We start from the raw sequence: 14299 nt of genomic DNA, 5'->3' as shown, positions 1-14299 counted from the left end.
TGTGTACACTAAACAACAAACGGGAATACCAATGTACAGGTATTTAAGTATTTGGGGTTGGAGACATGAACTATGATATTACAGATAACTGCTATAGCTGGAGCTCTAGTTGTGCCGGTGCTGATGGCTTTATCATGATTGCTGGTATGGAAGTTCCCGGCCAAGAATATTAATGTCGCTTACGGTTACAGAACCAAGCGATCAATGAAGAATATGGATACGTGGATGTTCGCACAGGAGTATACCGGAAGACTGTGGGTCAAGCTTGGCTGTGGGCTTTTAGCATTGACTTTGGCAGTTTGTTTCTGCGTACGCGGCTACAGCGATGATAATGTCGCAACGACGTGTGTCATCATGGTTGGTGCACAGATAGCAGTGATGGTGTTGTCGACGTTTATAACAGAGCATGCACTGAAGCTGAATTTTGATGAAGATGGCAAGAGCCGGCAGTGTGAGTGATTCGGAAACAGGAACCAGGATAACATTATTTTCTCAATGAATCGAGATAAATCGTTGATATTCCGTGTGCTTCGTCTGTGAGCGAATATCTACAATCTTCCAGCAACCAGTTATAAGTCATCCCTCTCTGAATTGCCGCAAAACGACGAGCGAGAGATAATGCGGACGATTTTTCGGTAATTTGCCCGCGCTTTCTACCTTCTTTTATTAACGAAAGTATTAGCTGAAAATAGGGACGATTTTCAGCTAATATATATCTTGTGCCGTCTGTCATTACCTCGTAACCATATAGTTGCTGAAGGAATGGTCGGAATTTTGATTCTTCGAGATTTTTATAGACAAAAATGTCAAATTCGCATAGTTTATCAACACTGTTCATCCCGGGGTCGATTTTTTCAAGCCAATCTGAATAATCATTGTCAAAGTAATACGCCAAAGAGAACAGCAAATCTTCTTTTCCTTTAAAGTGATGGTAAAATCCGCCTCGTGATGTTTTAGAGGCCTCAAGTATATCGTTTAAAGTTGTATTATCATATCCATACTTTTGGAACAATTCCCAAGATGAATGTATTATACGTTCCTTTGTCTTGTTGCTTTTTTTAGGCATAATAAATCCTCTCCTCTTGCACACATTCAGCTAGCGTAAATTCGTCTGAACATCATTCTATACTCTAACAAATGCATTGTTAAGACATATAAATAAATTTAATAATTGTTAGCATAATTGACAAAGCAGGGTGACGCGTTGTAGAATTTTAAAAACAGACCAAAGTACGGAACATGCTCATATTCTGTAACGGAAAGCGTTTAAATATCAATGCTTTAGTAAGTGCATATTGAGGTGAGAAGATGCAAAGCACGTATGAAGGTGCAAGAATAATCGCACAAGAATGGATGAAAATTCAGAATGATGATCGAGTGGTTATTATAACGGGTAGGAAGCACAAGGATGATGCAGAAGTGATTCGTGAACAATGCTCGCTTTTATGCCCAAGTGTAGATATGCTTTCGGTTGATGTTGAGGATATGCATGTAGGTATTTTATTCGATAAGAATGAACAGATTTTTGATAATTACACTGCGATTATAGCTGCAACTGATTATTCTCTTGTAACTACTCGCGCGGCACAAAGAGCAATGAAGTGCAAAAAGCGATTTCTGTCGCTTCCGCTTTCAACAAATGATGGAAAATCAATGCTCACGTATGATTTTCTACAAATGGATACGAACAAAAGCAGGCTAATGGCAAGTGTGATTATGGATTACATCAAGCATTCGTCATTAGTGAATGTAACAACAGCTGCAGGCACAGATCTTAGATTTGATATGTCCGGAAGAAGCCCAGGGTTTTTCAATGGTGATGTTAGAGACGGGAGAGGCTTTTCATCAGCTAGCATAGAGGTATACATACCTGTCATAGAAAACAAGACTGAAGGGATAATGATAGTTGATGGATCTCTTGGGTATATCGGTAGAGCAGAAGTACCGACAAAAGTGACTTTTTCAAGAGGAAGGGTTGTCTCAATTGAGAATACCTCAACCGGAGTCAAACTTGCTAAGTACATGCGAGGCTATGAGGATCCGCGTATCTATGTAGCTGGAGAACTTGGCATAGGACTGAATACATTTTCTAAATGTAGTGGTAGATGTTACATAGAAGATGAATCTACATATGGGACTTTTCATATTGGCCTTGGAAGGAATATAGCTCTTGGAGGCAAGCAAAGGGCAAGTGGGCACTTTGACCTTGTCTCATGGAAACCGGATATATATTTTGACAATCGCTTGGTAATGAAAAGGGGAGAGATCACATTACCGGAATTTCCACTATATTAGAAGCTATTATTAGATTTACTTTTGCAATGGGAGGTAGAAATGAAAGTTTTAATTACCGGGTTTGATCCATTCGGTGGAGAAAGTGTTAATCCTGCATATGAGGCTGTAAAAATGCTGCCGGATGAAATAAGCGGTGCCGAGATTGTAAAACTTGAAATTCCAACTGAGTTTGTTCGCAGCGGAGATGTGGTTTGCAACGCAATAGATAACTTCAGTCCTGATGTTGTGATTAATGTCGGGCAAGCAGGAGGAAGGTCATGTGTTACTGTGGAAAAGGTAGCAATAAACTGTGAAGATGCAAGGGTTCCGGACAATGCAGAGTATTCACCACATGATGTAAAGGTTAAGGATGACGGCCCTGATGCGTACTTTGCAACACTTCCGGTTGTCGAAATCGTAAAAGAAACGAATGCCCTATCTATACCATGTGAGATGTCTTATACAGCGGGAACATACGTATGCAACTCCGTAATGTACAACGTGTTGCATTACGTAGCAACAAAGGGCTTAAAGATAAAAGCCGGATTTATTCACGTACCTTATGCGGCTGAACAGGCTGTAACTAAAAAGCAAATACCGTATATGAAAATTCAGGACATTGCTGATGTCCTCAAAGTGGCAATAAAAACGACAGTTGAATCCATGTAGGCATACAAAGAAGGTGAATTTGATGGAGCTGGATAATTATAAGATTTATGTGAATTCGGATTTAACCGTAATTGAGCAAAGAATTTTAGTTGATATTGGATTTATTTTGGGATTTTATACAATTTCAAGGACCTTCCCTGTCACAACTGTAAATAGCGGCAAAAATACCATAAAGATTGTCAAAAATATAGGCCAAGAGGTTGCTGTCCATGGTTCAATTATTGAAGTTGCAGTTCCTGAACCCGATAAATACAATGATACTCTAAAAGAGGTTGCTGAAATATTTCAGGCTGAGACGGAAATTACAGAAAGAGAGGTTGTTACTCCTCGAGGATATGAATCTGCAAGCCAATACGCAAAGGAGTGGAAGGATAGAGACTTTAGACAAGTGCAAGGGCTTGAAGCACTTTTCGATGCAGGGTTATTTCTTAATGATATGGATAATGATTTATTGCCTGACTCGATTACTGCCAAGATTTTGATTAATGCTTCAATGACAAGTAAAATGCTCGAGGCTGCTATTAACCTTGCGTATAGATTCGGGATGGAAATGACACAAGCCGTGCTGCCATTCACAACCTGCCCAGATGATGACACCCATCGAGAACATGCGTTAATCAGGTTTGTCACAGGGGCTGGATTTGGAGTCTATCTCAAAAGGAAAAACAATTGCGAATTTCAATCTGCAAGCAATATCTTAGAAATCTGTGGAGACGGGAATTTGCTGGTCGATAGAATCTCAAGGCTTTGCAATAAATATCCAAATCTGGGGGAAGGAGAGGATTGGCAGAGCTTTATTTTACGCATAATTAACTCGTTCACAATGAATGATGCAGATGGACAACTTGCATATTTAAATGCTTTTGCAAAGAATGATAATGTAACATGCGTTTTTTCACCGGAATATAAAGAGAAAAGGGACCTTATTGAAAAGATTTTCCCGAATGCGAAGTTTGATAACTATAAGAGAAGAACAATCAAAAGAGAGAAAACGTATGACATCACATGGGAGGTTGAAGATTTAAAAGCCATTATCAGAGAAAAACTCTTGCCAATTGTTCATTTAGGGGATTCCGTAAGTTTACAATGTGCAGTTAGTGAGGATAAGAAAGCACGAGATAAGCTCAACGATGAAATATGCGCAGAGCTTAAAAATCACGGAGTCAGCGTAGACAAATGCCAAATTATATGCTCGTATAAGCAAGGCTTCAGTTGGATTAATGATTTCGTTATTCCCGACTTGAGAAAATTAAAGAAGCTGCAAGAAATAACGATATATTTCAAACCGATGCTTGCAAGCGGCTCTGACGAATGGAATGATGAATCGGGAATTGCTCCTAACTATGGGAACATATATGACAACGATCCGGAAAAGTGGCGGGATATTCCGATTAGAAATTTGCAGGAACTGTATCCAATTGATGATGTAATATCTGATGCGCTTAATATTCATAGAGATTGCGTTAAATTTGAAATCTATAAGGGTGATGAGAATATAACATATGAGGTAACTGCGCTGAATGAAAATGGAGAGGAAATATATCAGAATTCTTATCTGTCCAGATATTATGAGCGGCCATACATTGAAGAATTTACTGACATGGGAAAGGTGCATCCGGCATCGGCCTATGTATGTGCTACGGTCAATGAAAAGTCCGTTTTGAACGAAACTTTTGAAACGGATCTGACCAAGATTTGGAACATATATCAGCGTGACATACTACCGGAGGTAGGTAGAGTTGTCATGGAGAGAAGCGGCGGGCATCCGAATCCGGAACAGCAACCTTATTTTGGATGTTTGAATCTAAAAATAAAAGTAAGTGAGCCTGATTACGAGCTTCCATATAGAGATGACATGATTACATCTATAGATGCAATGCATGAAGATATTTATTTTGTTGGAGCTGATTATTTCAAGATGTTGGGCATTTCGGTCGGTGTGAAGCCACTGGATGCACCTGGGCTCATATTGCCGGAGATTGAGAAAAAAGAGGGAAAGCCGGAATTTTCATACGCATTATACGATCAAGTGTCTGATTCACCATCAATCATGGGTGAGGATTTGAACATAATGCCGCAGTTTAAAAATGGAGATATTGAAATATTTATCAAATCGTTATCATATTCAGATGCGGGTAGGTTTAATGTTGCAGTGGAAGTAATACGAAAATCCGGTTATGTGTCGTTTGATATGGTTGATAAATTTATCAACTCATATGCAGAGCTGCTATCAGCGGGTGTACTTGAGACAAGTGAGATCTTTGAGGATGACGCGAGTATAGATTTTTACTGCGAAAATCAGCTAATTGCGACGGCGAACGTTGGTAACAGGGTTCAGAAAACAAAGGACATATCAATTTGCGATGTAAATCTCCATATTGATGAGGTTATAAGCCCGGCAATGTTCGAAGAAATAATACAATCGCTAAAGCGTGTTCGCGGGCTGAAAGTTATCCCCCTGGCAAGGAGTTATCAAGGAAGAAGGATTTATGGTATACAGATTACCCCACAGCGTGATGGATATATATCAAGGGTTAAGCTGATATCCAAGCAACCTTCTGAAATGATAAATGCTAGGCATCATGCCAATGAAGTGTCGAGTACAAATAGCACTTTAATGCTTATTAAGGAGTTATTAAGCAATCCTGAGTATGAGGAATATAGGAAGAATTTAAATCTGATATTTATTCCTCTAGAAAATGTTGATGGAGCGCAGATACACTATGAGCTGCAGAAGGTTAATCCTCTCTGGAAGCTCCATACGGCAAGATTTAGTTCAATCGGCAAGGAGTTCTATTACGAATACTTCAATTATGAGACCATACATACTGAAGCGAATGCTTTCACCAATGCCTGGTGGAAATCATTGCCGGATGTTGTAGTTGATAACCATGGAGTTCCTACACATGAATGGGATCAACAATATTCGGGATATGCTTCACCAAGCTTTAAAGGATTTTGGTTGCCCAGGGCACTGCTATACAGCTATTTTGTAATCCCGGATGATTCAAGGTTTGAATGGAATATTGAATTGAATCATCATATTGCGGATGCTGTGTCCGAATGGGTGGGGAAGGAACCTCGTATAAGGGAAGGAAACATTGAACGAATTGATAGATTCCAAAAATATGCAGCAGCATGGATGCCTAAAATGTTCCAGACAAAGTTGGAAGGTAACATGATTAATGCCTGGAATCCGACATCGTTAAATGGGACTTCAAACTATTTATCAATTAAAGCTCCGTGGATTACTGCTGCTGCCTATGTTTCCGAGGTAACGGATGAGACGGTTCATGGTGATATGCTTGAGTTCTGCGCAAGCACTCATTTATTGCAGGATTTGGGTATCATAGATCTTCTAAATAAGAGTAAGGCAATTTTTGATAAAAGATTGGAGGTGCAAAACGGACAAGTTGTCTTATCGATGAAACGGCTGAGACCTGTTATTTATAATGCAGGAAGTGTAAAAAAAGATTGATATTTTAGAGAACAATCAGAAATGGAGGGGTTTATGAACTATTTAGTATTAATCGGCGTACTCATTGTAATCGTAGGATTTGCTATGAAGCTGGACTCCATATTAATTGTAGTCCTCGCTTCTGTAGTAACCGCCCTGATTGGAGGATTGGGTATAGGAGGGCTTCTAGAAACCCTAGGAACATCCTTTGTGTCTAATCGAGCTATGGCAATCTTTATTTTGATTTATCTAGCTGTTGGTACGCTGGAAAGAAGTGGTTTAAAGGAGGCTGCGACAAAACTGATTCAGAAAACGCGGAACAGTACATCGGGAAAGGTTATTGCCGTATATGGAGTGTTAAGAGGAATACTAGCAGTATTTAATGTAAGTCTCGGTGGAGTTGCCGGGTTTGTGAGACCTATTATCATGCCAATGTGCTACGGAGCTATTGAAGCAAAAGGTAAGGAACCAAACGAAGAGTATATGGACAAGGTTAAGGGTATGGCTTCAGGTATGGAAAACATCTCTTGGTTCTTCTGTCAGGTGCTCTTTGTAGGCGGCGCTGGAGGCTTACTTGTTCAATCTACGTTAAAGCAACTCGGATATAAGGTTGAACTACTCGACCTAGCGATTGTAGAAATTCCAGTCGGCATAATTGCAGTTGTTGTTGGAGCGATATATTACATATATCACGAGAAGAAGCTATATAAAAAATATTATGGAAATGATAAGGAGGTGTAAGTATGTCGTTCTTCACATCACAGACAGTGACACCTGCAGAAAAGATTCTAGAAGTTATTTACATAATAATTGGTCTTTTGTGCCTTTATACTTCCGTTAAAAACTTTAAAGACAAAAACAATGCAGCGCCTATTGGAACAGCAGTATTCTGGGGGATTTTGGGTGTTGTTCTGGCTCTTGGCAGGTGGATTCCGCCTAAATTCACCGGAGCACTTATAATTGCGATGGCTATACCTGCAATTGTAAAGCGTGTAAAACCGGGCTCGGATAAGGGACCGTCAGAAGAGGAGACAAGGCAGAATTTTGCCGCAATAGGAATGAAAGTTTTTGTTCCGGCGTTTTCAATTGGCTTCTTCGCACTTGTATTCGCAGTGTTTACAAAGTTGGGCGCTCTAGTTGGATGTGGCGTAGGCGTATTTGTAGCAGTTATCTTATTGATAGCATTTAATTCAAAGTCTAATACTCCAAAAGTGTTCCTCGATGATAGCGCCAGGATGCTATCAATGGTAGGACCGTTGAGTATGCTACCTATGCTTCTTGCAAGCTTGGGGGCAATATTTACAGCCGCCGGAGTAGGGCAAGTTATTGCGAAGCTTGTCGGAAATGTAATTCCTGCCGGAAATATGACAGTTGGAATTATAGTGTATGCTCTTGCAATGATGATTTTTACTATGATTATGGGAAATGGATTTGCAGCAATCACGGTTATAACAGTGGGAATTGGAGCCCCTTTCGTGTTGCAGTATGGAGCAAATCCGGTAGTTATAGGCATGCTGGGGCTGACCTGCGGATATTGCGGAACACTATGCACTCCAATGGCGGCAAACTTCAATATCGTACCGGTTGCTATGCTTGAGATGAAAGATAAGTGGGGCGTAATAAAGCAGCAAATTCCAATTGCGCTTGTTTTAATTGTCGTACAGATTGTATTGATGATTTTCCTCAAGTAAATATTTCTACATAGTACATATTGAGCGGTTAACCACATCCTGTGCAGTGTTAATACCGCACGACTGTATTTTAGATGAGATTTGCGATATACAGTCATATAAAACAGCACCTTTTCTAGTTTAGAGAAGATGCTGTTTTAGCTAGTGCTTATAGATTGTATCATGCTGTTTCTTTGGTTAGTGTAAAGTTTTCATTGGCAAGAGAAGATTAAAAAATGGGAAGCCTGAACTTCCCAAATATACAGCAATTCTTTAAGATGTTAATAAGCACAAAAACTTCTTGAAGGAGCTGTACATGGATATTCTAAACAAGGAAGAGATCACATTCAAGGACTTAGAACAGATAATTTATGAGATCGTATGCAAGGAAGCTAGAGAATTTACGGCTGCCCTTCTGGACAACATAGACGGACAACTTCATCAGGACAGAGACAAGAAGATGTATAGAGACAAAGGCTATCGGCAGACAACGATCAAGACTGTGTACATCGAGATTGAGTACTCAAGACAAGTGTCTGCGGCAAAAACAGAAGAGGGGAAGAATGCTTCACTGTTTCTGTTGGACAAAGAACTCGGTGTGGATCAAACAGCAGGAAAACGGAGGAAAGAAAGCGCCCGGCATGGAGATAAAAGTCGGGACGATATATGAAGACTGGAAGGACAAAGCCGGAAAGCGAATCAACCTGGCAAACAAGACCGTATTAGCCGGCATAGAACAGAGTGGAAACTTTCACGGGAAGTGGGAGCAAAGATCTAGTCGGTCTATGACCCTAAAAAGATAGGAGTCAGGATCTTTAATGCGATGGCGGTAGCTGGGTGCATGACGAATATGTTGCAGGTGCCATCATGCAACTGGACAGATTCCATGTAGTGGAAAGCATCAGACAGAAGGCAGTACATGATGAGGCGAAGACCGAGATGTTGAGACTGCTCAGAGAAGAAAAGATAGACGAGCTTTTGGAACATGCACAAATATATCTTGATATGCTCTCGACGGTTGAGGGAGATACAGAGGAAGAAAAGAAAGCCGCAGAACTGAAAGAATATCTGGAAAACAATAAGGACAGGCTATCCAGATACTATTTACGAGGCATTGAGATCCCAAAGCCGCCGACAGGCGTACTGTGCAAGAATATGGGTGTGCAGGAAAACAGGAACTGTATTATGATCACTTTCAGGATGAAGGGCAAGAGAAAATGCTAGGCGGAGAAGAGTGCGGCAAATATGGTGAGGCTCCTGTATTGCAGAGAGAATACAGAGCCTATGGGGGTGGTCAACCGATACACAGCTCTCTTCCTTTCGGCGAGAAGAATATGCGATCCATCTATGGCAAAAACACGCCGCTTTAACCACAGATTCTGCAAAACAGAGTTTACGTAGAGTTAATTCGACATTTTAAAGAATGCAGGTAAGTTGCCAACTGTTACTTGACACTATCAAGGGCTTATGACATGTTGCAATGTGCTATAGCATACGCTACAATATTCCGTGGAGGGTTACCTACATGAAATTTGAAGATATGATTAAAAAAATTCGTGAACATTTACAGATAACTCAAGAGCAACTTGCTCATGAATTGAATATAAGTTTTTCTACTATTAGCAGATGGGAAAATGGACATACAGTGCCTAGCAAATTAGCAAAAATATGTTTGCTAGAATTTTGTAAAAGCAAAGATATGGATACCGTTATAATTTCTGAACTAGAGAAACTCTAGCAGTAGAATTGCCTTAAAGAACAAATTTGAAAGGGGTACAATCATGGCTAGAGCCGATTTATTAAAAAAGTTATTTAGCAGTTTTAAGCAAGAGGATAAGGATACCTTCTATAAAATTGCTTCTGAAATAATAGAAGATGAAAGGAAAAAGAATCATGGTATTCTAGCTGATGATTTAAGAATGATTCTTAACGGTAATTATCAGCCTAAACGCCCAATGTCCTCTTTTTCGACTAATACGCCGAAAGATAATGATAAAGAAATACCATTAGTTGAGGTTATATATCCAGAAAAAGATTTTTCCGATTTAATTATAACTAGTGAGAAAATAGCCCAACTAGAACAGATTATAAAAGAATTTAACAATTGGGATGTTTTAACAAGTAATGGTGTGTATCCGATAAGGAGAGTTCTATTTTATGGTCCACCTGGCTGTGGAAAAACTTTAGCAGCACAAGCAATATCTGCAGAAATTGGGATTCCGATGCTCTATGTGAGGTTTGATGCATTAATTTCTTCATATCTTGGTGAAACTGCGAGTAATATTCGAAAAGTGTTCGATTATGCTAAAAATGATAGTTGGGTTATTTTTTTTGATGAGTTTGATGCTATAGGAAGAAGTCGTAATGACGCTGCTGAGCATGGTGAAATTAAAAGGGTGGTTAATGCGTTTTTGCAACAACTTGACAATTACAAAGGGCGTTCACTAGTTATTGCTGCAACAAATTTTGAACAATCTTTGGATTACGCGATATGGAGAAGATTTGATGAAACAATCCGCTTTGATATGCCGTTGAATGACGAAAAAATTAAACTGTTTTCTATGAATCTTAAACGATTTAAAGGCCCGGAGCATGTCTTTGAACAATATATAAACGAAATGGGGGCTTTTTCTCATTCTGATGTAGAAAAAGTTTGCCAGATAATTATGAAGATTTGCATTCTTGAAGGGAAAAAAATATATACAAAAAAAGATATTGAATACGCTGTGAAAAAGCAAGAACGCATAGTTTCACTGAGGAAAACGCAGTATTAATCACGAGGAAGGACGGCAGATATGCAAAAGTACAACCACATTGAAATAAATCGCGAAGATGTCGTACGACAGTATAAGTTTCCGCCAAATGCAAATGCACCGAAACCACCTGTTCGTGATAGAGGGGTTCACGGTGCTCAGTTAAATAAAGAATTATCACAAACCATGGGTACTATTAAGGAAAATCGTAAAGATGTTGGTATTCAATCCGAGAACTTATTGGTTATTGAAATAATTAGTGATGCGATGTCTCCAACGGTTCTCGAAAATATGCTTAGAAAATTTAACTTGTATCTAGTGGAAGAAACAGCTATTGTAGGTACAAACAGCACTAAATTGGTCATTCAGTTTGAGGATAGTACTATTTTAGATGAGTTTAATTATGAAAGAGAATTGTGGCAAAATGATGATAAAATTGAGTCCACTTTAACTTATGCTCAAAGGCGAGATTTGTTTAATTGTATTGAAAATATCAGAAGTGTTTCTCGCCAGGATCGTATAGGTATTAGATTACAACAATATATTGATAACCCTTCTTTAATCCCAGAAGGATTCTTTGTCGTTAACATTGATGTTTGGTTCAATGGAGATAGGTCAACCATTATTGAAACGGAGTCACAGTTAAAGCAAGCAATGGGGACGCAAGGAAGCAAATTATTAGGGGATTTATTCGAGGTTCCAAGTTTGCTACTTGGTAGAGCATCTGTCAACGAATTCACTTTAAATGCCTTGTTAGATTTAGATATTATCGCTTCTGTAGAATTACCATTTAGCCAGGTTGCGACTGAACCGTATGAGCTATATAGTTGGGATTTTGAGCCGATTATACAAAATAATTTAGATGATAATGCACCGCTAGCCGCAGTTCTTGACTCAGGCATTTTTACAGGAAATCCATTGCTTAATAATATTGTAGTTGCTGAAGAAGATTTTGATAATACTGAAAACACGACAATGGATAGGAATGGGCATGGAACAGGAATAGCTGGAATCGTAGCCTATGGAGATTTTATTGAGGGTATGAAATCTAAAATATTTAAACCATTAGTACGCTTATGTAATGGGAAAATAATGCATGATGAAAATGGCAATCCTACTTTTCCAGTGAATAAGAGACCTGAACAAGTTATTAAAGAAGCAATTGAATATTTTTACAATGAGTATGGATGTAGGGTGTTCAACTTGTCTGTTGGAGATATTGATCATTTATATAGAGGTGGCAGGCAGTTCGCATGGGCAGAGATGTTAGATCAAATATCACTAAACTTAGATGTAGTGATAATTGTGAGTGCAGGAAATGTGCCGGAACCTGATCTTCAAAGGTTCACTTCGAGAGATGAATTGTTAGAAAAGTGCAGAGATCAATTATTTGATCAGAAACATCGTTTAATAGACCCTGCAACTTCGGCTCTGAGTATTACGGTAGGTTCAATAACACGTTTTGATGAACCAGCGGCGACTCCAAATAGGAGTACACGAATTTCCGTTAGTAAAAAAAATTATATGTCTGTGTTTACTCGAATTGGTAGAGGTGTTAATAAGTCAATAAAGCCAGAAGTGGTTGATTATGGTGGGAATTTTGCGGTTACTCAATTAATGAGAGGTGAAACAAGATGGCAGAAGGAAGATCAAAAACTACTAGAACCTACGCTACATAATGGAAATGATAAGATATTTAAGGGGTGGTGTGGCACAAGTTTTTCTGCACCACATGTTACACATATTGCATCTAGGATAGAAAGAGCTTTGGAGACACAATTAGAAGATAAACCTTCAGCTAATTTAATTCGGGCATTACTTGTTAATTCTGCAAGATGTACTGATGAAATGATATCATGGGCTGAATCATCAAAAGATGAATCTCATACTGGGAAGAATAATCCAAAGCAAGAACGGCGGCTGAGATTAATCGGGTTTGGACGTGCTGATGATAGCCTTCTTTATTCAGATGATACTCAAGTGACGCTATTTGCAGAGGATAAATTGGAATTAAGATCTTTTCATATATATAAAATTCCTGTTCCAAAAGAATTCTTGAAAGTTAAAGCGGAAAAAAGCATTGCTATAAGTTTGGCATACAATCCAATTACGTGTTTAAGTCGTAAAGATTATCTAACCAACAATTTGTGGTTCGAAGTATTTAGGAAAATAGATGAAAAGGATTTACTTCTGTATAAAGCAAAAAAGGAGTCTGGTGAAGATACAGAAGAAGATTTAGATAATCTTCCTGATAAAAATAAAGCTGCATTTTTCCCGGGATATCGTGATTTAGCAAAAGCCACATTGCAGCAGCGTATATGGAAAAAAGGTCCCCGCGGAGGAAGTGATCTTTTGTGGGACGAAAATGAACCATACATATATGTTATGGTTACGGGGAAAGAACGCTTTAAATATGCAGAGCAAGGCTTTACTCAAAGTTATGCTTTGGTTGTTACTTTTTCATATGAAGGAAGAGATCATATTGGACTGTATACAAAACTTCATGACCGTGTACGCATTAAAACTCGTCAAAGAACTCGTACTAGAACTCAAATTCAACGATAAGTGGCACAGAACAAGATTTCAGATATTTATGTAGTGAGTGCTCACGCTTGCCGAAGCATTGTTAAATGCAGCTCAACTCATTGAAAGTACTGCAGTTTAGGCTCATCTGTAGTATAATACAGGTGCAAGGAAATGTTGTAAAAACGACTAAAAACCGTGCACCTGATTAAATCGGAGACATCAATGACATGATCCTTGAGTACAATACTACGGATGATGACAATGATCCAAACGGTCGCCTTTAGAGGGAGATACTGAGGAGACTTCATCAGAGCGTAATTCGGGCACACTGATCATTGGCGCCATATTGTCTATTATCGCTATGAATGTGGATCGCCTCACCGGACTTTCCTTTGTGCGATTTTTGCTATCGATTTTTCAAGGTACGCATGTTGGTCTCATTTTAGAGCCAACTTTCTAACAACGAATTGTTGTGTGTACACTAAACAACGAACGGGAATACCAATGTACAGGTATTTAGGTATTTGGGGTTGGAGACATGAACTATGATATTACAGATAACTGCTATAGCTGGAGCTCTAGTTGTGCCGGTGCTGATGGCTTTATCAGGATTGCTGGTATGGAAGTTCCCGGCCAAGAATATTAATGTCGCTTACGGTTACAGAACCAAGCGATCAATGAAGAATATGGATACGTGGATGTTCGCACAGGAGTATACCGGAAGACTGTGGGTCAAGCTTGGCTGTGGGCTTTTAGCATTGACTTTGGCAGTTTGTTTCTGCGTACGCGGCTACAGCGATGATAATGTCGCAACGACGTGTGTCATCATGGTTGGTGCACAGATAGCAGTGATGGTGTTGTCGACGTTTATAACAGAGCATGCACTGAAGCTGAATTTTGATGAAGATGGCAAGAGCCGGCAGTGTGAGTGATTCGGAAACAGGAACCAG

General features: G+C 39.2%; 13 protein-coding genes and 1 pseudogene. 13 read left to right on the top strand and 1 reads right to left on the bottom strand.

The features are described from left to right. Positions 1–138: 138 nt before the first annotated feature. Positions 139–459 carry an SdpI family protein gene (locus tag HMPREF0581_RS02470; protein WP_051426901.1) on the top strand — a complete coding sequence of 107 codons (321 nt, stop codon included), beginning with the start codon at positions 139–141 and terminating at the stop codon, positions 457–459. Positions 460–484: 25 nt separating this feature from the next. On the opposite strand, the gene HMPREF0581_RS02465 is transcribed toward HMPREF0581_RS02470, so the two are convergent. After that, positions 485–1066: a TetR/AcrR family transcriptional regulator gene (locus tag HMPREF0581_RS02465; protein ID WP_036380087.1), complete on the bottom strand. Its 582-nt coding sequence runs from the start codon at positions 1064–1066 to the stop codon at positions 485–487. 287 nt (positions 1067–1353) lie between these two features. Here HMPREF0581_RS02465 and HMPREF0581_RS02460 point away from each other — a divergent pair, with 287 nt between their 5' ends. The 12 genes and pseudogenes from HMPREF0581_RS02460 (at position 1354) to HMPREF0581_RS02410 (ending at position 14281) form a co-directional block, all read left to right on the top strand. Beyond that, on the top strand, positions 1354–2295 hold the full coding sequence (locus HMPREF0581_RS02460) for a M29 family metallopeptidase (protein WP_242835191.1): 942 nt from the start codon (positions 1354–1356) through the stop codon (positions 2293–2295). A gap of 39 nt (positions 2296–2334) precedes the next feature. Next, on the top strand, positions 2335–2943 hold the full coding sequence (gene pcp, locus HMPREF0581_RS02455; RefSeq protein ID WP_036380083.1) for a pyroglutamyl-peptidase I: 609 nt from the start codon (positions 2335–2337) through the stop codon (positions 2941–2943). A gap of 22 nt (positions 2944–2965) precedes the next feature. Continuing rightward, entirely contained in the window at positions 2966–6421 is a 3456-nt protein-coding gene (locus HMPREF0581_RS02450; RefSeq protein WP_036380081.1) for a M14 family metallopeptidase, read from the top strand. A gap of 33 nt (positions 6422–6454) precedes the next feature. Then, positions 6455–7141 (top strand): 5-oxoproline transporter, DUF969 family subunit, encoded by a 687-nt coding sequence (locus tag HMPREF0581_RS02445; RefSeq protein WP_009643360.1) that lies wholly within the window; start codon positions 6455–6457, stop codon positions 7139–7141. A 2-nt stretch (positions 7142–7143) separates the two neighbouring features. Next, positions 7144–8091: a DUF979 domain-containing protein gene (locus tag HMPREF0581_RS02440; RefSeq protein ID WP_009643455.1), complete on the top strand. Its 948-nt coding sequence runs from the start codon at positions 7144–7146 to the stop codon at positions 8089–8091. Between the two features lie 295 nt (positions 8092–8386). Then, the gene (locus HMPREF0581_RS02435) at positions 8387–8740 is read left to right on the top strand and encodes a UPF0236 family transposase-like protein (protein WP_036380079.1); all 354 of its coding nucleotides are present in this window, start codon (positions 8387–8389) and stop codon (positions 8738–8740) included. A 164-nt stretch (positions 8741–8904) separates the two neighbouring features. Beyond that, positions 8905–9294 (top strand): annotated as a pseudogene (locus tag HMPREF0581_RS02430) (hypothetical protein); the annotation flags it as partial. Then, positions 9288–9440, top strand: coding sequence for a hypothetical protein (locus HMPREF0581_RS08695; protein ID WP_156918797.1), 153 nt, complete (start codon positions 9288–9290; stop codon positions 9438–9440). The pseudogene HMPREF0581_RS02430 and the gene HMPREF0581_RS08695, both read left to right, overlap by 7 nt. 155 nt (positions 9441–9595) lie before the next feature. Next, positions 9596–9808 carry a helix-turn-helix domain-containing protein gene (locus HMPREF0581_RS02425; protein WP_036380074.1) on the top strand — a complete coding sequence of 71 codons (213 nt, stop codon included), beginning with the start codon at positions 9596–9598 and terminating at the stop codon, positions 9806–9808. A 43-nt stretch (positions 9809–9851) separates the two neighbouring features. Then, entirely contained in the window at positions 9852–10844 is a 993-nt protein-coding gene (locus HMPREF0581_RS02420; protein ID WP_036380072.1) for an AAA family ATPase, read from the top strand. A gap of 21 nt (positions 10845–10865) precedes the next feature. Then, positions 10866–13388 carry a S8 family peptidase gene (locus tag HMPREF0581_RS02415; protein WP_036380070.1) on the top strand — a complete coding sequence of 841 codons (2523 nt, stop codon included), beginning with the start codon at positions 10866–10868 and terminating at the stop codon, positions 13386–13388. Between the two features lie 506 nt (positions 13389–13894). Next, positions 13895–14281: an SdpI family protein gene (locus tag HMPREF0581_RS02410; protein ID WP_036380069.1), complete on the top strand. Its 387-nt coding sequence runs from the start codon at positions 13895–13897 to the stop codon at positions 14279–14281. The last annotated feature ends 18 nt before the right edge of the window (positions 14282–14299 follow it).

This window comes from Mogibacterium timidum ATCC 33093 (genome assembly GCF_000525775.1).
In the GTDB taxonomy this organism is placed as follows: Bacteria; Bacillota; Clostridia; order Peptostreptococcales; family Anaerovoracaceae; genus Mogibacterium; species Mogibacterium timidum.
This window is presented reverse-complemented; position numbering and strand designations above follow the sequence as displayed.

Bases quoted from the DNA above. Each gene is read 5' to 3' on its own strand.
- HMPREF0581_RS02465 (WP_036380087.1), bottom strand. From the start codon at position 1,066: ATGCCTAAAAAAAGCAACAAGACAAAGGAACGTATAATACATTCATCT.
- HMPREF0581_RS02460 (WP_242835191.1), top strand. From the start codon at position 1,354: ATGAAAATTCAGAATGATGATCGAGTGGTTATTATAACGGGTAGGAAG.
- pcp (WP_036380083.1), top strand. From the start codon at position 2,335: ATGAAAGTTTTAATTACCGGGTTTGATCCATTCGGTGGAGAAAGTGTT.
- HMPREF0581_RS02450 (WP_036380081.1), top strand. From the start codon at position 2,966: ATGGAGCTGGATAATTATAAGATTTATGTGAATTCGGATTTAACCGTA.
- HMPREF0581_RS02445 (WP_009643360.1), top strand. From the start codon at position 6,455: ATGAACTATTTAGTATTAATCGGCGTACTCATTGTAATCGTAGGATTT.
- HMPREF0581_RS02440 (WP_009643455.1), top strand. From the start codon at position 7,144: ATGTCGTTCTTCACATCACAGACAGTGACACCTGCAGAAAAGATTCTA.
- HMPREF0581_RS02435 (WP_036380079.1), top strand. From the start codon at position 8,387: ATGGATATTCTAAACAAGGAAGAGATCACATTCAAGGACTTAGAACAG.
- HMPREF0581_RS08695 (WP_156918797.1), top strand. From the start codon at position 9,288: ATGCTAGGCGGAGAAGAGTGCGGCAAATATGGTGAGGCTCCTGTATTG.
- HMPREF0581_RS02425 (WP_036380074.1), top strand. From the start codon at position 9,596: ATGAAATTTGAAGATATGATTAAAAAAATTCGTGAACATTTACAGATA.
- HMPREF0581_RS02420 (WP_036380072.1), top strand. From the start codon at position 9,852: ATGGCTAGAGCCGATTTATTAAAAAAGTTATTTAGCAGTTTTAAGCAA.
- HMPREF0581_RS02415 (WP_036380070.1), top strand. From the start codon at position 10,866: ATGCAAAAGTACAACCACATTGAAATAAATCGCGAAGATGTCGTACGA.
- HMPREF0581_RS02410 (WP_036380069.1), top strand. From the start codon at position 13,895: ATGATATTACAGATAACTGCTATAGCTGGAGCTCTAGTTGTGCCGGTG.